The sequence below is a fragment of the Bacillus sp. S/N-304-OC-R1 genome, assembly GCF_019749375.1.
Taxonomy (GTDB): Bacteria; Bacillota; Bacilli; order Bacillales; family Cytobacillaceae; genus Cytobacillus.
In genome coordinates, this window is record NZ_JACWFE010000018.1 from 32789 (window position 1) to 50319 (window position 17531).

Below are 17531 nucleotides of genomic sequence, written 5' to 3' on the forward strand. Positions count from 1 at the left end.
GGTTACACCTCCACATCATACGGTTCATAGTCTTTTCTTAACGGATGGCCAATCCAATCCTCTCCAAGGAGAATCCGATGCAGATTCGGGTGACCTGTGAATGTAATGCCCAATAAATCATAGGTTTCGCACTCTGGCCAATTGGCTCCTGCCCATAAAGGCACAAGCGATTCGATGGTTGGTTCATCACGATCAATTTTTACTTTTAACGCAACAGACTGCCGGTTTTTATACGAGAATAAATGAACATATACTTCCATATGTGTTTCGAAATCTGTTCCATGGGTTTCTGATAAGTAATCAAACCCGAGCTGTTCATTATATTTCAAGAATTCTGCCAGTTTGAAGTAGGACTCTTTCTTCGCCACTAAAGTAGGAACATCTTTAGATAAACTATTGATATAGTAATCTTCCAGCACATCTTGTCCGAGATGCTCTCCAATTACTTTTACATACTTATCGAGATATGGCTGGTTTGGTGATGGTTTCGTTTCCTCGGCTGGTTCTGCGGCGGCTTTCCCACCTGCCTTAGCTTTCGCGGCTGCAGCAGCGGCGGCTTTTGCTTTTGCGGCAGCAATGGCCTTTGCCTTTTCGTCATCACCAGCTCCACCACCTGCTTTCGCATTGGCAGCAGCTTTTGCCTTTGCAGCTGCAGCAGCCTTTGCTTTTGCTGCGGCAATGGCTTTCGCCTTTTCATCATCACCAGCATCTGCTTCTCCCGATTGTTTTGCTAGTGCAGCAGCTTTCGCTTTTGCAGCTGCTGCGGCCTTTGCTTTTGCTGCGGCAATGGCTTTCGCCTTTTCATCATCACCAGCATCTGCTTCTCCTGATTGCTTTGCTAGGGCAGCGGCTTTCGCTTTTGCGGCGGCTGCGGCCTTTGCCTTCGCAGCAGCGGCAGCTTTTTGTTTTGCTATATCAAGGTCTTCGGCTGGCGGCTCCACTTCCGCTTCGCCTGATTCCTTGGCTTTCATCTTTGCAAGTGCAGCAGCCTTTGCTTTCGCTGCGGCAGCGGCTTTTTGTTTTGCTATATCAAGGTCTTCAGCTGGAGTCTCTTCCTTCGGTTCACCTTGCTCTTTTGCTTTCATCTTCGCAAGTGCAGCAGCCTTTGCTTTCGCTGCGGCAGCGGCTTTTTGTTTTGCTATATCAAGGTCTTCAACTGGAGTCTCTTCCTTCGGTTCACCTTGCTCTTTTGCTTTCATCTTCGCAAGTGCAGCAGCCTTTGCTTTCGCTGCGGCAGCGGCTTTTTGTTTTGCTATATCAAGGTCTTCGGCTGGAGTGTCTTCCTTCGCTCCACCTTGCTCTTTTGCTTTCATTTTTGCGAGTGCAGCAGCTTTTGCCTTTGCGGCAGCCTCCTTTTTTAACTGTTCCAGATCTTTTTCCCCGCTCATCGGTTACATCACCTTCTTCCCAGTTTTAGCCTCATAGCGGATTTTTTCCTTTAATTTATTAATTCCATATATTAATGCAGCCGGATTCGGGGGACATCCCGGTATGTACACATCCACAGGAACGATTTGGTCAACGCCTTTAACAACCGAATAAGATTTTACATATGGCCCCCCTGCAGTAGCACAAGATCCCATCGCAATCACCCATTTAGGTTCTGGCATTTGATCATAAAGGCGGCGAACGATTGGTGCCATCTTTTTCGTAACTGTCCCTGATACAATCATGACATCAGATTGGCGAGGGGATGTCCGGAAAAACGAGCCAAAACGGTCTAAATCGTAGTGAGCTCCGCCGACGCCCATCATTTCAATGGCACAACAAGCAAGCCCGAAGGTCATTGGCCATAATGAGTTACTCCGTGCCCAAGCTTTTATTTGTTCTAAAGTTGCCATAAAGACATTACGCTGCAACTCTTCCATCTCTTCAGGTGATATATTTTCCAATTTTAAGTCCATTTCAACACCTTCTTCTTCCATGCATAAATAAGACCGATTACAAGCATACATACAAAAATCAGCATTTCTATTAATGCAAAGATTCCGAGTTTTTCATAAGCAACAGCCCATGGATATAAAAACACAGTTTCCACATCAAAAATAACAAACATCAGTGCAAAAATATAATAGCGGATGTTAAACTGCACCATGGAATCATGGAATGGCTCAATCCCGCTCTCGTACGTAGTATACTTTGCCTCATACGGCTTATATGGCCGAAGTAGCTTCCCCAAGAACAAAGCAACCACAGGTAACAAAATTCCCAGACATAGGAACACAAACACAATCAAATAGTTATTTTGATATAAATTTAGCATCTCCATGTCTATCCCCTCCAATTTTATGAATTTTCTATACCCAGTTGTAACCGTAACCATTATAGCATTGTTACCAATTTGTGTCGATAAACCCAATAATTTTACTGGAAATTCTCTTGGGTTCAAAATAGGCATTATGCAGCCTTGGGCATCTCCTGAATTTATCTTCCTCAAGCAACATCAAAATGCCTCAAATGCGAAATATAATGTAGGACTATAGGAGAGAAATTTACAATGAGCAGCTCAAGAATTTGGAAATCCCCACACACACATTTGGAAAACGGAATGGAAGGAGTACCATATTTAACTATAAAACTCCTCCACGAATCACGGCACCCCAAAATTCTCTTTAGAAGTTACAATCCAGTGAACTCATTGATTACCATTTTCATTGAATCTCACATCATTCCTTCTTAAAATCGATTTCAACCTAATACTACATTTATTAATAAAATCTCTAAAAAATGCCCAAGCGTTTAAAAACTAAAAAACAGCTCTGCATTTAGATTGCAAAGCTGCCCTATTTATTAACAGATACAGGTCTTTCTTTTTAAACCAATTCGCTCTTTATCTTCTATTTTTTGAATATACTCAGTTGCTAACGGTACCTTACAAGCAGTATTCCCTACGTCTACGTGAACTTTTCCAATATGTTTCGCCACTCTCTTTGCCTCTTCCGATAATGCTTGAACATAGGCACCTGTCGAAATGACAAACCCGTTCATAACATAGCGCACACGATTTCGCTCACTATGAATGGTTTTCTCAATCTGTTTGAGCATTCCTCTAATTTCATCTAAATCTAATTGTTCATCAGGGGTAATTGATAAATAATTTGAATAGGTACTCCAGCCGCATACTGCAATCATTTCTTCTTCAGACTGCATCCAATCTTTTGCTAATTCAAGTGCATATTCGCTCTCCGCTGCCACACTGGCGACTGTGTACTCTGCTGGCATATACCAGTACGCCTTCTTTACCCAACCTTGTAAAACTTCCTTCGTCATTAATTTCGGGTTCACCGAGAGACCCGCTAAATACATGGCATCATGATTCCCGGTTTCATAAAGAGCAAGCGCTAAATCATGATCTTTCTTCACATATTTAACGAGCTTCTTTAAATCCCCAACCTTCACCCCGAAAAACGGTTCCTTTGCACCATGACGGAGAAATGTTTTTTTTGTTTGTTCGGACCCCATCTCCTCAAGCTGCTTCATAATCTCATCTAGCTTCACTTTTTCTCATCCCCCTTTAACTTTTTAAATCATTAATAAAATGATAGACAATTATACTTATTAATTCTTTTATTATTAAAAAAACCCTTCATAAGATTATTGTGCAGATTTACTATCTTATTTTTATTTTTGAACTAAACATAGGTTATTGGACAGCTTAACTCCTTATTAGCCAAAACTTGTCCAATAAAACTAGTTATCGGACGGCTTTCTCCCTTTTGAGCTCAAACCTGTCCAATAAAACCAGTTATCGGACAGCTTCCAACCTTTTCAGCTCAAACCTGTCCAATAAAACCACTTATCGGACAGCTTCCAACCTTTTCAGCTCAAACCTGTCCAATAAAGCCAGTTATCGGACAGCTTCCCACCTTTTCAGCTCAAACCTGTCCAATAAAACCACTTATCGGACAGCTTCCCACCTTTTCAGCTCAAACTTGTCCAATAAATCCACTTATCGGACAGCTTCCCACCTTTTCAGCTTAGACCTGTCCAATAAAACCACTTATCGGACAGCTTCCCACCTTTTGAGGACAAACCTGTCCAATAACCCAGTTATCTCCAGTTATCTCACAATTCTCCCTCTTTTAATCAAAAATTGTCCTTTCCGTCCACACTTCCTCCAATACAAAAGCCCCCCAGCCAGAGGCTGAGGGGCTATTAAACATCTATTAAAAATGTTTTTCTGATACGTTAATACGATTGATGGCACGCTGAAGAGCTAGCTCGGCACGCTTGAAATCGATGTTGTCGCGCTTTTGTTCGTGAAGGCGCTTTTCGGCGCGTTCTTTGGCACGCAACGCACGCTCGATGTCAATGCTATCTGCTTGCTCAGCTGACTGTGCTAAAATCGTTACTTTGTCAGGGCGAACTTCAACAAAGCCGCCGCTAACAGCTACAAATTCAGTATTTCCTTGTGTTTTTAAACGGACAGCTCCAATTTGTAACGGTGCAACCATTGGAATATGGCCTGGTAAAATTCCTAGCTCACCGCTTTGAGCCTTCGTACTTACCATTTCCACATCTGCTTCATACACCGGGCCATCGGGAGTAACAACACTGACTTTAATCGTCTTCATTTTTTACCCTCCTGGTCCGAAATTAGACCTCTACGCCCATTTTCTTTGCATTCTCGATAACCTCTTCGATTTTACCAACGAGACGGAATGCATCTTCTGGAAGGTGGTCATATTTTCCTTCAAGAATATCTTTGAAACCTTTAACAGTTTCTTTAACTGGTACGTATGAACCTGGCTGACCAGTGAACTGTTCAGCAACGTGGAAGTTTTGTGATAAGAAGAATTGGACACGACGCGCACGGTGTACAACAAGCTTATCTTCATCAGAAAGCTCATCCATACCTAGGATTGCGATAATATCTTGTAATTCTCTGTAACGCTGTAAAGTAGACTGAACTTGACGAGCTACTTCGTAATGCTCTTCACCAACGATTTCTGGTGATAATGCACGAGAAGTAGAAGCAAGCGGATCCACCGCTGGGTAGATACCCATTTCAGAAAGCTTACGCTCAAGGTTAGTAGTAGCATCTAAGTGAGCGAAAGTTGTAGCTGGAGCCGGATCCGTATAGTCATCGGCAGGTACATAAATCGCTTGGATAGATGTTACAGAACCTACGTTAGTAGAAGTGATACGCTCTTGTAATTTACCCATTTCTGTAGCAAGAGTTGGCTGGTAACCTACCGCAGAAGGCATACGGCCTAATAGGGCAGATACTTCAGAACCTGCTTGTGTGAAACGGAAGATGTTATCCATGAAGAAAAGAACGTCTTGTCCTTGCTCATCACGGAAGTATTCTGCCATTGTCAAACCAGTTAGAGCAACACGCATACGTGCGCCAGGCGGCTCGTTCATCTGACCGAATACCATCGCTGTTTTCTTGATAACGCCAGAATCAGTCATTTCATGATAAAGGTCGTTTCCTTCACGAGTACGCTCACCTACACCAGCGAATACAGAGATACCGCCGTGCTCTTGAGCGATGTTATTAATTAATTCCTGGATTAATACGGTTTTACCAACACCGGCACCACCGAATAGACCGATTTTTCCACCTTTGATGTATGGAGCAAGAAGGTCTACTACTTTAATTCCAGTTTCAAGAATTTCAACTTCAGTTGATAGTTGCTCGAACTTCGGTGCTTCTCTGTGGATAGAATCACGGCGTGCATCGGCAGGAATTGGACCATCAAGGTCAATTTTCTCACCTAAAACGTTAAATACACGGCCAAGAGTTACGTCCCCAACTGGAACAGAGATAGGAGCACCAGTATCTAATACTTCAACGCCACGCTGTAAGCCATCAGTTGAAGCCATCGCAATGGTACGAACTGTATCATCACCTAAATGAAGGGCAACTTCAAGGGTTAAGTTGATGTCAACTTCAGATTCGTTACGCGCTTTGTTAACGATTGTCAATGCATTATAGATCTCAGGAAGCTGACCGCTTTCGAACTTTACGTCAACAACTGGACCCATAACTTGAAGAACGCGTCCTTTGTTCATCTTTTTCCCTCCTAAATAGAAATGCGTAAGGCGACCGCTTATCGGCGACAAGCACAAGGCGAGCCGGCTTGGAGGTTGTTCTTTAACCTCCTAGACGGATTGACTTGTGACCTCGAGCCGATGTCGCCTGAAGCTAGACAGCTTCTGATTTCAAAGGTTATATTTACAAAATTCAATATTGAAAGAATTGATCGTTCTACTATTCTAACGCAGCTGCCCCGCCGACGATCTCTGTGATCTCTTGAGTAATCGCTGCTTGACGAGCACGGTTATAGCTTAGGCTTAGAGATTTAATAAGCTCATTCGCATTATCCGTGGCATTCTTCATAGCCGTCATCCTTGCAGCATGCTCAGAAGCTTTACTATCTAAAAGAGCTCCGTAAATTAAGCTTTCCGCATATTGAGGGAGCAAGACTTCTAGAATCTCTTCAGCTGACGGTTCGAATTCATAAGATGTAAGCTTTGAAGATGAAGCAATATCCGTAAGCGGAAGAAGCTTCTTCTCTGTTACATCCTGCTGAATGGCACTAACGTAGTGGTTATAGTACATATATAGCTCATCAAATGTCTGGTCTGTAAACATGCCAACCGTCTTGCTCGTAATATCTTTAATCTCAGCAAACTCAGGCTGATCCGGAACAGCAATAATGTCAAGAATGACATTCATGCCGCGCTTTCTAAAGAAATCACGTCCATTACGGCCGATAGCAATGATTGCATACTCATCATTTGATTTATGGCGTTGTTGAATAGTTTGGTATACATGCCTTAAAACGTTACTGTTAAATGCTCCAGCAAGACCACGGTCAGAAGTGATAACAAGATATCCAGTCTTTTTTACCGGACGGCTAGTTAGCATTGGATGATTTGCATCCTTGCTTCCAAGTGCGATGGAGGCAGTAACCTCTTGAATTTTTTCCATGTAGGGAACGAATGATTTAGCATTCATTTCTGCACGGTTCATTTTCGCAGCAGATACCATTTGCATTGCTTTTGTAATTTGGCTCGTTTTCTTCGTAGAAGTAATACGAGATTTTATATCGCGTAATGATGCCACAGGTTCTCACCACCCTTTTTCAAAGAATGTCCAGCAGAGAGTACCCGGAGTCCTCCGGGCACTGCCTGCTTTCCTAATGTCAGACCCTCTAATAGAGATTGCTTAATTACTTATCAGATGCTGCAAAAGTTTTCTTGAAGTCGTTAATTGCAGCAGCCATATCGTCATCAGCAGGAAGATCTTTAGTAGTAACGATCTGGTCTAACAATTCTTTGCGGTTATGGTCTAACCATGAAAGGAACTCAGATTCGAAACGACGAATATCGTGTACAGGAATATCATCTAAGAAGCCGCGAGTAAGTGCGTATAGAATCGCAACTTGCTTCTCAACTTTTAACGGCTTGTTAAGATCCTGCTTTAGAACCTCTACTGTACGGGCACCGCGGTTTAATTTCGCTTGTGTTGCTTTATCAAGGTCAGAACCGAATTGCGCAAATGATTCAAGCTCACGGTAAGAAGCAAGGTCAAGACGTAATGTACCTGCAACCTTCTTCATCGCTTTAATTTGCGCGGATCCGCCTACACGTGATACAGATAGACCTGCGTTGATCGCTGGACGTACGCCAGAGAAGAATAGGTCAGATTGTAAGAAGATTTGTCCATCAGTAATAGAAATAACGTTAGTTGGAATATAAGCAGAAACGTCCCCTGCTTGAGTTTCGATAAATGGTAAAGCTGTGATAGAACCAGCACCTTTAGCGTCACTCAACTTAGCTGCACGCTCTAATAAACGGCTGTGCAAGTAGAATACATCCCCTGGATATGCTTCACGACCTGGAGGACGGCGTAATAATAAGGAAAGCTCACGGTATGCAGAAGCTTGCTTTGTTAAGTCATCATAAACAACAAGAACGTGCTTGCCATTGTACATGAACTCTTCACCCATTGTTACCCCAGCATAAGGAGCTAAGAATAATAATGGAGCCGGCTGTGATGCAGAAGCTGTAACAACGATTGTGTAGTCTAATGCACCGTTTCTGCGAAGCATTTCTACTGCATTACGAACAGTAGATTCCTTTTGTCCGATTGCAACATAGATACAAACCATGTTTTGATCCTTTTGGTTCAGGATTGTATCGATCGCAACAGATGTTTTACCTGTTTGACGGTCACCGATGATTAACTCACGCTGTCCGCGTCCGATTGGCACTAATGCGTCAATCGCTTTAATTCCTGTTTGAAGCGGCTCGTGTACAGATTTACGATCCATAACACCTGGAGCTGCAGCTTCAATAGGACGAGTTTTTGTTGTGTTAATTGGTCCCATGCCATCTACAGGCTGTCCAAGTGGATTCACCACGCGTCCGATTAGCTCTTCCCCAACCGGAACCTCCATGATGCGTCCTGTACGGCGAACTTCATCGCCCTCACGAATATCTGTAAATGGTCCTAAAATAATGATACCGACGTTGTTTTCTTCAAGGTTTTGTGCCATACCCATAACGCCGTTTGAAAATTCAACAAGTTCTCCAGCCATGACATTGTCGAGGCCATGAGCACGAGCGATACCGTCACCTACAGAGATAACCGTACCTACATCACTCACTTGAATTTCCGACTGATAGTTTTCGATTTGCTTTTTTATCAGCGCACTGATTTCTTCAGCTTTGATGCTCATGAGTTTCACCCCTATCTACGAATCTTAGCCTAATAATTGACGTTCTAGACGATCTAGCTTACCGCGCAGGCTGCCGTCGAAAATCCGGTTTCCGATTCGAAGCTTAATGCCGCCGAGTAAATTAGAGTCAACAATATTTTCAATACGAAGTGATTGTTTCCCAGCTTTTCCTGCAAAAGCTGCAGATAAAGCATTCTTTTCCGCCTCTGTTAATGGACGGATGGAATACACTTTCGCCTCTGCAATGCCTCTTTCATCATTTGCAAGGCTTATAAAATGATCTGCCACATCAGAAATATGATCTTCACGATGGCGTTCAATTAAAATCATTAGAGTATTTAACACATATGTGTTAACAGATGCGAATGCACCCTTGATAATCTCTTTCTTCTTCTCAATTGGAAGTTTCGGAGATTTTAAAACCGCTTTTAATTCGGAGTTATGGTTGACTACATCCTTAACTACGCGAAGCTCTTCTTCCATTTGATCTAGAAGCTGGTGTTCTTTTGCAAGCTGGAAAAGAGCTAGCGCATAGCGCTTTGCTACTGTGGAGCTAATCATCGCTCTTCTCCTGCCTCTTGAATATATTCGTTAATCAGCTTTTCTTGATCGTCTGCACTTAATTCCTTCTCAATCACTTTAGAAGCAATTAAAACAGATAGAGAAGCCACTTGTTCGCGAATAGCTGCAACAGCTTTTTCCTTTTGCTGTTCAATTTCAAGCTTAGCGGATTCCTTAATACGATCAGACTCAGCACGAGCGGCTGTAATAATCTCTTCACGCTGCAGGTCGCCTTGCTTCTTTGCACTTTCAATTAAGCCTTGTGCCTCTGTACGAGCTTCCTTTAGAAGATTTCTTTGCTCTTCTAAAAGCTTCTTCGCTTCTTGACGGCTTTGTTCAGCTGCCTCAATTTCACTTGCTACGTGCTCTTCACGCTGCTTCATAATGCCCATTAACGGACCCCAGGCAAATTTCTTAAGAAGCGCCATAAGAATGGCAAACATAACAAGCTGGAATAAGATATCTCCACCGTTAAAAGAAACACCTAATACTAAATTGCTAGCTAACACCATCGATTCACTCCCTTCAAGAGTCTCTCAAGTTTATCTGTATATTAAAACGAAATTATTTCTTTTCAGGAATTTAGACATAAAGGAAAGGCGAAGGTTCTCATAGAATGATCTTCGCCATTTTGGAACATTTTTACCCGTTATTAACCACCAATAACCATGAACGCGATAACTACAGCGATGATAGGAATCGCCTCAACTAATGCAACCCCGATGAACATTGTAGTTTGAAGCATACCACGTGCTTCTGGTTGACGAGCGATACCTTCAACTGTTCTAGATACGATAAGACCGTTACCGATACCAGCACCTAGTGCTGCTAAACCGATTGCGATTGCTGCTGCTAAAAGACCCATTGTTAAGTTCCTCCTTAAAATTGTATATAAAATATTGGTTTTTATTTATTTGTTCAAATGAATGAACAGGTATATATTAATGGTCATGACTCACTTTGTGAGCCAAGTAAACCATTGTTAACATAGTAAAGATAAACGCTTGGATAGCGCCGACGAAAATTGAGAATCCTTGCCAAGCAAGTGTTGGAATTACAGCGGCAAGTATTCCGCCTACTCCCATATGAGCAAGACTACCAGCAAGAAGCCCTAGTAAAATCTCACCCGCAAAAATGTTACCGTAAAGACGTAAACCAAGTGTTAGAGTATTTGCAAATTCCTCAATGATCTTAAGAGGAAATAAGAACGGCATTGGTCTGAAAAAATCGCGGCCGTATTCCTTAGCACCTTTGATTTTTATTCCATAATAGTGCGAAAGTGCCACAACCATTGTTGCAAGTGTTAAGGTAATAACCGGATCGGCTGTAGGTGATTTCCACCATAATTTATCATCAATTACAACAGAAAACGGTAGTCCTAAAAAGTTAGAAATTGCAATATACATTAATAATGTGATTCCTAGTATGTGGAATCTGCCACCCGTTTTCCAATCCATCGTACTATTTACAATACCTTTAACAAAATCCATGATCCACTCAAAGAAATTCTGCATTCCAGTAGGCTTCATGGCTAGACGACGGGTAGAAAGCACGGCGATGAGAAAAACAACTAGACTTGCAATTGTAATCATCAAAATGTTTGCTAGGTTAAATGATAAGCCCATTAATTTAACTATTGGAGCCTCATGATGCATATGTGTTTCACCTCTCTTCCCCACTATTTACGTAAATGAAAAGATTGAAAAAAATAATCTATCATAATGACAATGTAGGATGTCATTAATCCAAAAACAACACTAATCAGGTGCACCTTTTCTGGATATTTCATCGCAATCATGACAGCTAATACCGCAGATGCCATTCTAGAAAGCATCCCTAGAGAACGCACCCTTTCCCCTTTTACTATAGCCTCTCCAAACCGGTCTACTTTTCTCGTCATAAGCCACAAATTAAATAAGCTCAATGATGTCCCTAAAATAAGCCCGAGAAAAATAGGTTGATGAGATGTAAATCCCCAGCCAAGAACGTAAATGGACAACAGTAAAAATATGTACTTTCGTTGCCTGATAAACATTAGTTTAAATTCTGGCATAGTCATTTATTCTCCTGAAAAAAATGTTTGATTAAGCTAATCATAGCGAATGTCCCCGCTGTCAATCCAAGCAGCAGTCCAATGATGAGAAATAGCGGCTCGGTGCCCGCCGCACGATCCAGCCATCTTCCAATGAAAATGCCAATTAGGACGGAACCGACTAATTGTGAAAGGATAGCAGACATTAACCCCATTGCTATATATGGGTTGCGGCTTTTTTGACGCATGAAAACACATCCTCTCTAGTAAAAGAGAATGATAGCGGATATAATGAATGCCATAAGGGTTAAATGACTTATTCTCTTTGAAAACCCAACCATTTTACACCCTTTGTAAGCATACAATAGGGTCTTGTCAATGTCAATGTGTTTGTAGTGAAAAAAGTCACAAACAAAAACAGGAAAATGTGGTATGTTCACAGTTTGATCACAATTTAATTTTGGCCTAAACTATTGAAAAAGGAGCGCAGTTTTGCTACGCTCCTTGTCCTCTGTCATAATCAGCCAATTGTCCATTTGGATTGACGAAAAGATACGATTCGATAGAATCCTCTTTTCCCGCCTTTTTGGCAAAAACCTTCATGATGTACAAGCCTGGATCCGGAAATTTCTCACTCCCGATCTCTTCCAATAGCTGTCCCTTTCCAACGTTTCTCTTCCAGTCTAAAAATCCTATAAATCGAAGACTTTCCGCATTAAACATCGCAATTCCAAATTCCTCTGCTCCTCCTGGCAAATACACCTCATACCTGTAAATATCCTTTTTATCTCCTTTTCCTATACCAAAACCCATCACACGCGGATAATTGGGTTCCTCAAGGACATATAGATAAGGAAGTGTAATACTTTGTGTTCCTGCATTTAAAATAATATTGCCATCATAGATTTTTTTCTTAAGTAGACGAGGATCTACAGATAGTCTTATCTGCACTCGTTTCTCCTCCCCGGGCTTTAAATAAAAAGAAAAGGGAAACTTCCAGCTAAGTCCTTTTTCCGCATGCGGAATGGAAAATGAATAAAATTGCTGTTTAGAACTAGTGTTTTTAATGGTGATATAGTTTGAATGGTCGTGCATCCGATCAGCAAGCTTAAATTTCCCAAACTGCAAGGATGCTGGCATAGCTAATGTGTTTGTCTTGATCGCCTTTTCTACTTGGATTCTTCCTGCCCCTTGTTCGAATGTCCTGTACAGCTTTCCCTTTTGATTAATGATAGGTTTAGCTGTATTCATAAGGGCTGCTTTTATTTCTTCCGGACCCCAGTCAGGATGTGCTTGCTTAATTAGCGCACAAGCTCCTGCGACATGCGGGGCTGCCATGCTCGTGCCCTGCAGCGGTAAATATCCGCCGGGAACCGTACTATTAATGGCAACACCAGGAGCCACTACATCAGGCTTGATTTCCCAAGTGGATGTTACTGGACCACGGGAACTAAAGTCTGCAAGAATGTCCTTCTCTTCCTTAATGAAGGTTCTCGCCAGTAGCTTGGTTTTCGTTAGTTGTTTTTTAATTCTCTCCCCGTTTGCTTTTGATAGAGCTGTGACTGGTATCGCTACCTCTGTCTCTAAATTTCCAAAAAACGCTCCCTTCGTATTATTGTAAATCATGACTGCTTCTGCTCCCGCTTCATATGCATTAATGGCTTTTTCCGTAAAGGTAAGCTCCCCTCTTTCGAGAAGCACAATTTTTCCTTTTGCGTTCTTTAATTCTTTCTTTTTCCCTAAACCGCCAAAGACGATTTCGTATGATTTTGTAAAGTCCCATTGTACAGATCCTTGAAGGGGCTCAAGCCTTAGGATCTGCCCGGCTATATCAATATAAGGGATATTCATTGTAGGAGTTGAGGCGCCAACCGAGATTGCCTTGGAAGCAGTACCGGGGGACCCGACCGTCCAGCTGTTTGGACCTGAATTTCCTGATGAAGTTACCGCTGTAATTCCCTGATCAACTGCCTTATTTAAAGCCAAACTAATAGGCAAATCCGGTCCGTTCACATTATTTCCAAGTGATAGATTTAATATATCGACCCGATCCTTTATGGCTCTATCAATAGCGGCAATGACCTGTTCAGTTGTTCCACTTCCGCCAGGTCCTAGTGCTCGATAGGATAATATCGTTGCTTCAGGCGCCACTCCGCGAATTTTTCCGTTTGCGGCAATAATTCCAGCCACATGTGTACCGTGGAGCGTGCTGGCACCTTCTGAAGGGAGCGTTTCCATCGGATCAAGATCCTGATCAACGAGGTCGTACCCGCCCCCATAATTTGCTCTTAAATCTGGATGAGTATAGTCAATCCCTGTATCAATGACGCCCACCTTTACCCCTTTTCCCGTTAATCGCTGATTTTTCGCATCAAATAAACCTCTGACTTCCTCTCCGCCAATCATTTTGACACTTTCTTCCGCATGAACCCTATACATATTTACCGGAGAGGCCAGTCGTGCTCCAGCAAGCTGGGAAAGCTTTTCTATATCGTCTTCTCTTCCTTTAACAGAAAATCCATGTAAAGCGTATTTGTAAATATGTCTCAATTCCAAATTCGGGACAGATTGAACTAGTTTTTTGATATCTTGTTCACTTTTTTCCTGATCTAAAATAATGATAGATACCTTTTCTTGATTTGCAAATTCAGTTGGAATAGGAGGGTGATGCAGCGTTCGTGCCTGAGCTGCCGGCTGGAAAAATAATATGAGGATGAGTGTTAAAATGAAGCTTTTTGTTTTCATGCAGTATCACCCTTTTTTACATAGGGTTTTCTTTATGGTGGGGAAATATGCGGATAGTTTGTACTTAAAAACCGGTCCTGATCTAGAACCGGTTCTTCAAAATTCAGTTAAGCTTTACTTCGTACCAAACAGACGGTCTCCAGCGTCACCTAGTCCCGGTACAATATAGCCGTGGTCATTTAACTTTTCATCTAGAGCAGCGATATAGATATCTACATCCGGGTGAGCCTTTTGAAGTGCCTCTACTCCTTCTGGTGCTGCTACTAGACACATAAATTTAATATGAGTAGCGCCGCGTTTTTTCAAGGAGTTAATCGCTTCAATCGCAGATCCGCCTGTTGCCAGCATAGGATCGATGACGATGAAATCTCTTTCTTCTACATCGCTAGGCAATTTCACATAATATTCTACTGGCTGTAATGTTTTTGGATCGCGGTAAAGTCCTACGTGTCCTACTTTTGCAGCAGGAATTAGCTTTAGGATTCCGTCTACCATTCCGATACCTGCACGAAGGATTGGGATAATTCCGATCTTTTTCCCAGAGAGGACTTTTGATTTTGTTGTGCTGATTGGTGTTTCAATTTCAACCTCTTCTAATGACATATCTCTCGTAATTTCGAACGCCATTAGTGTTGCCACTTCATCAACTAGCTCACGGAAATCCTTCGTCCCTGTTGATTTATCACGAATGTATGTAAGTTTATGCTGGATAAGAGGATGATCAAATACGTATACTTTTGCCATGAAAAATCTCTCCTTTTTCAATTAAGAACTGCAGTCAGCATTGTCCATTTCAACAATAGGGTTAGCAACTATATAGAAGCTATTCTATCTTCGACAATTTTCCTCAACATGCACTTCGTCTAATTTTACAGAAAAACTTTTACTAGAGCAACTTAGAAAATAAATTGTTAGTTAATCGTCATAATAAAGGGTCAGACCCCACCAGGGGGGTCTGACCCTTTTTACAAAATATTAGTATTCTGGATATAAAGTGAAATTGCTTGTTAATGCTTCTACACGATTTCTCGCTTCTTCAAGCTTGCCTTCGTCTTCGTGATTTTTCAGTGTAAGAGCGATAATAGCTGCGATTTCTTCCATTTCTTTTTCACCAAATCCGCGAGAAGTAACAGCTGCTGTACCGATACGGATACCGCTTGTTACGAATGGGCTTTGCGGATCGAATGGAATCGTGTTTTTATTGACAGTGATGCCAACTTCATCAAGGACATGCTCAGCAACTTTTCCTGTTAGGCCAAGTGAACGCAGATCAACTAGTAAAAGATGATTGTCTGTTCCGCCTGAAACAAGATCGATGCCTTCTTTTTGAAGGGATTCAGCAAGATGCTTCGCATTGGAAATGATGTTGCTTGCATATGTTTTGAAATCATCTTGAAGCGCTTCGCCAAATGCAACAGCTTTTGCAGCGATAACATGCATTAGAGGACCGCCTTGGATTCCAGGGAAGATCGATTTATCAATTTTCTTCGCGAACTCTTCTTGGCAAAGAATCATACCGCCGCGTGGGCCACGAAGTGTTTTATGTGTTGTTGTTGTAACAAAATGTGCGTAAGGAACTGGGTTTTGATGTAAGCCAGCAGCAACAAGACCAGCAATATGAGCCATATCAACCATTAAATATGCTCCAACTTCATCAGCAATTTCACGGAAACGCTTGAAATCAATCGCACGCGGATATGCACTTGCACCTGCAACGATTAGCTTCGGCTTATGCTCTAGCGCTTTTTCACGAACGACATCATAATCGATTGTATGAGTCTTTTCATCGACACCATACTCAACGAAATTATATTGAACACCACTGAAGTTTACAGGGCTTCCGTGAGTTAAGTGACCACCATGAGATAGATTCATACCAAGAACTGTATCGCCTTGCTCTAAAATTGTGAAATATACAGCCATGTTCGCTTGTGCACCAGAGTGCGGCTGAACATTGACATGCTCTGCTCCAAAGATTTCTTTCGCACGGTCACGAGCTAGGTCTTCTACAACATCGACATGCTCACAGCCGCCATAATAGCGTTTGCCTGGATAGCCTTCCGCATATTTATTCGTAAGCACTGATCCTTGTGCTTCCATAACCGCTTCACTAACAAAGTTTTCAGATGCAATCAATTCAATTTTTGATCTTTGGCGTCCTAATTCTTCTTGAATGGATTTGAAAACTTGCTCATCTTGTTTTGCTAAATGCTTCATCTAGTAAGCCTCCCTTTTCCTCTTCAAAAAATATGTACACACTTCTATTTTTGAAAATTCTATTATATCTTATCATGTTTTCATAGTGAAAAGAAGATTATAAATTCTTCAACAATTTAAAAAGGAAACGTCCTGCATATTACAGGACCCTTCCTTTTTTACTTAGCTGCAAGATTCATTTTCAGGTTTTCGCTCGTAGACTGCTCTTGCTCCGCCGATTAGCTTCGGTCTTACTTTGGCTAATGTGACATGGGCGTCGCCGACCATTTTTTGAGAGGTTCTTATTGGAACAGCAACATGCTTTAGATGCATGCCGATAAAGGTATCACCAATATCGATCCCTGCATCTGCCTGAATATGTTCAACAACAACCGGATCATTAAAATGTTCATAGGCATAGGTTGCCATTGCACCGCCCGCCGTTCGAACTGGAACAACGGTCACTTCTTCAAGGTTTTTAGCCTCCGCTGTGGCCCTTTCAACGACAATGGCTCTATTTAAATGCTCACAGCATTGGAAAGCAAGGGCAACACCCGTTTTTTCACTGAAGTTCATTAGTTTCGTAAAAATCATCTCTGCCACTTGTTCCGTTCCGGCTGTTCCGATTTTTTTCCCTGCTACCTCACTTGTACTGCAGCCTATAACAAAAATTTGTCGGGAATTTAGTGAAACTTGCTCGCTAAAATCATCTAAGATATTAGCAAGCTGTTTTCCCCAATCTTGAATGATTTCACTCATAAAAGCTCACCCTTTCGGAAACTTTCTATTTCTCGCAGATTAACAGGCTGTACGTTGGAAAGCTTCCACTGATTGAAGTTTCACCTTTATTTATTTTCGTAGTTTTTAATTTTGCCTACACGGTTTTCATGGCGTCCGCCTTCATAGTCAGTCGTTAGCCATATTTTTGCGATTTCGCGCGCTAATCCTGGTCCAATGACACGTTCGCCCATTGCCAGCATATTGCTGTCATTATGCTCACGAGTAGCCTTTGCACTGAAAGTATCATGCACAAGTGCACAACGGATGCCCTTCACCTTATTAGCCGCAATACTCATGCCAATCCCAGTACCGCAAACAAGGATTCCTCTATCAAATTCACCGTTCGCTACTTTTTCCGCAACAGGAAGTGCATAGTCTGGATAATCAACAGATGTTTCACAGTCACAGCCAAAGTCTTCGAATTCAATGCCCATTTCTGTCATGAGCCCCTTGATTTCTTCGCGAATATGGATACCGCCATGATCAGAAGCGATTGCTACTTTCATTTATAATCCTCCTATTTG

Annotated in this window: 19 protein-coding genes; all 19 read right to left on the reverse strand. The window is 42.0% G+C overall.

Annotated elements, in window-relative coordinates; translation table 11 throughout:
* Positions 1-2: 2 nt before the first annotated feature.
* The gene (locus H0173_RS15200) at positions 3-1388 is read right to left on the reverse strand and encodes an NADH-quinone oxidoreductase subunit C (protein WP_221847367.1); all 1386 of its coding nucleotides are present in this window, start codon (positions 1386-1388) and stop codon (positions 3-5) included.
* Between the two features lie 3 nt (positions 1389-1391).
* Entirely contained in the window at positions 1392-1904 is a 513-nt protein-coding gene (locus H0173_RS15205) for a NuoB/complex I 20 kDa subunit family protein (RefSeq protein WP_221847368.1), read from the reverse strand.
* Positions 1895-2269, reverse strand: a complete 375-nt coding sequence (locus H0173_RS15210) for an NADH-quinone oxidoreductase subunit A (RefSeq protein WP_313770655.1) — start codon at positions 2267-2269, stop codon at positions 1895-1897. The genes H0173_RS15205 and H0173_RS15210 overlap by 10 nt, the downstream gene beginning before the upstream one ends.
* Before the next feature lie 521 nt (positions 2270-2790).
* The gene (locus H0173_RS15215) at positions 2791-3498 is read right to left on the reverse strand and encodes a DNA alkylation repair protein (RefSeq protein WP_221847369.1); all 708 of its coding nucleotides are present in this window, start codon (positions 3496-3498) and stop codon (positions 2791-2793) included.
* Positions 3499-4166: 668 nt separating this feature from the next.
* The gene (locus H0173_RS15220; RefSeq protein ID WP_221847370.1) at positions 4167-4574 is read right to left on the reverse strand and encodes a F0F1 ATP synthase subunit epsilon; all 408 of its coding nucleotides are present in this window, start codon (positions 4572-4574) and stop codon (positions 4167-4169) included.
* 22 nt (positions 4575-4596) lie between these two features.
* Complete coding sequence (atpD, locus tag H0173_RS15225; protein WP_221847371.1) at positions 4597-6018, reverse strand: F0F1 ATP synthase subunit beta; 1422 nt, start codon at positions 6016-6018, stop codon at positions 4597-4599.
* 199 nt (positions 6019-6217) lie between these two features.
* Positions 6218-7075 (reverse strand): F0F1 ATP synthase subunit gamma, encoded by an 858-nt coding sequence (locus H0173_RS15230; protein ID WP_221847372.1) that lies wholly within the window; start codon positions 7073-7075, stop codon positions 6218-6220.
* Positions 7076-7181: 106 nt separating this feature from the next.
* Positions 7182-8693, reverse strand: coding sequence for a F0F1 ATP synthase subunit alpha (atpA, locus tag H0173_RS15235; protein ID WP_221847373.1), 1512 nt, complete (start codon positions 8691-8693; stop codon positions 7182-7184).
* Positions 8694-8717: 24 nt separating this feature from the next.
* Positions 8718-9254: a F0F1 ATP synthase subunit delta gene (locus H0173_RS15240; RefSeq protein ID WP_221847374.1), complete on the reverse strand. Its 537-nt coding sequence runs from the start codon at positions 9252-9254 to the stop codon at positions 8718-8720.
* On the reverse strand, positions 9251-9763 hold the full coding sequence (gene atpF / locus H0173_RS15245) for a F0F1 ATP synthase subunit B (RefSeq protein WP_221847431.1): 513 nt from the start codon (positions 9761-9763) through the stop codon (positions 9251-9253). The genes H0173_RS15240 and atpF overlap by 4 nt, the downstream gene beginning before the upstream one ends.
* A gap of 143 nt (positions 9764-9906) precedes the next feature.
* Positions 9907-10119, reverse strand: a complete 213-nt coding sequence (gene atpE, locus H0173_RS15250) for a F0F1 ATP synthase subunit C (RefSeq protein ID WP_023613579.1) — start codon at positions 10117-10119, stop codon at positions 9907-9909.
* Between the two features lie 76 nt (positions 10120-10195).
* Positions 10196-10909, reverse strand: coding sequence for a F0F1 ATP synthase subunit A (gene atpB, locus H0173_RS15255; protein WP_221847375.1), 714 nt, complete (start codon positions 10907-10909; stop codon positions 10196-10198).
* 23 nt (positions 10910-10932) lie between these two features.
* Positions 10933-11307 (reverse strand): ATP synthase subunit I, encoded by a 375-nt coding sequence (locus H0173_RS15260; protein ID WP_221847376.1) that lies wholly within the window; start codon positions 11305-11307, stop codon positions 10933-10935.
* A gap of 2 nt (positions 11308-11309) precedes the next feature.
* A complete protein-coding gene (locus H0173_RS15265; protein WP_221847377.1) occupies positions 11310-11534 on the reverse strand; it encodes an AtpZ/AtpI family protein in 225 nt (74 codons plus the stop codon).
* 247 nt (positions 11535-11781) lie between these two features.
* Positions 11782-14031: a S8 family serine peptidase gene (locus H0173_RS15270; RefSeq protein WP_221847378.1), complete on the reverse strand. Its 2250-nt coding sequence runs from the start codon at positions 14029-14031 to the stop codon at positions 11782-11784.
* Positions 14032-14145: 114 nt separating this feature from the next.
* The gene (upp, locus tag H0173_RS15275) at positions 14146-14775 is read right to left on the reverse strand and encodes a uracil phosphoribosyltransferase (protein ID WP_221847379.1); all 630 of its coding nucleotides are present in this window, start codon (positions 14773-14775) and stop codon (positions 14146-14148) included.
* Between the two features lie 231 nt (positions 14776-15006).
* Positions 15007-16248: a serine hydroxymethyltransferase gene (locus tag H0173_RS15280; RefSeq protein WP_221847380.1), complete on the reverse strand. Its 1242-nt coding sequence runs from the start codon at positions 16246-16248 to the stop codon at positions 15007-15009.
* 162 nt (positions 16249-16410) lie between these two features.
* Positions 16411-16986, reverse strand: a complete 576-nt coding sequence (locus H0173_RS15285) for a TIGR01440 family protein (RefSeq protein ID WP_221847381.1) — start codon at positions 16984-16986, stop codon at positions 16411-16413.
* Positions 16987-17072: 86 nt separating this feature from the next.
* On the reverse strand, positions 17073-17513 hold the full coding sequence (gene rpiB / locus H0173_RS15290; RefSeq protein WP_221847382.1) for a ribose 5-phosphate isomerase B: 441 nt from the start codon (positions 17511-17513) through the stop codon (positions 17073-17075).
* Between the last annotated feature and the right edge of the window lie 18 nt (positions 17514-17531).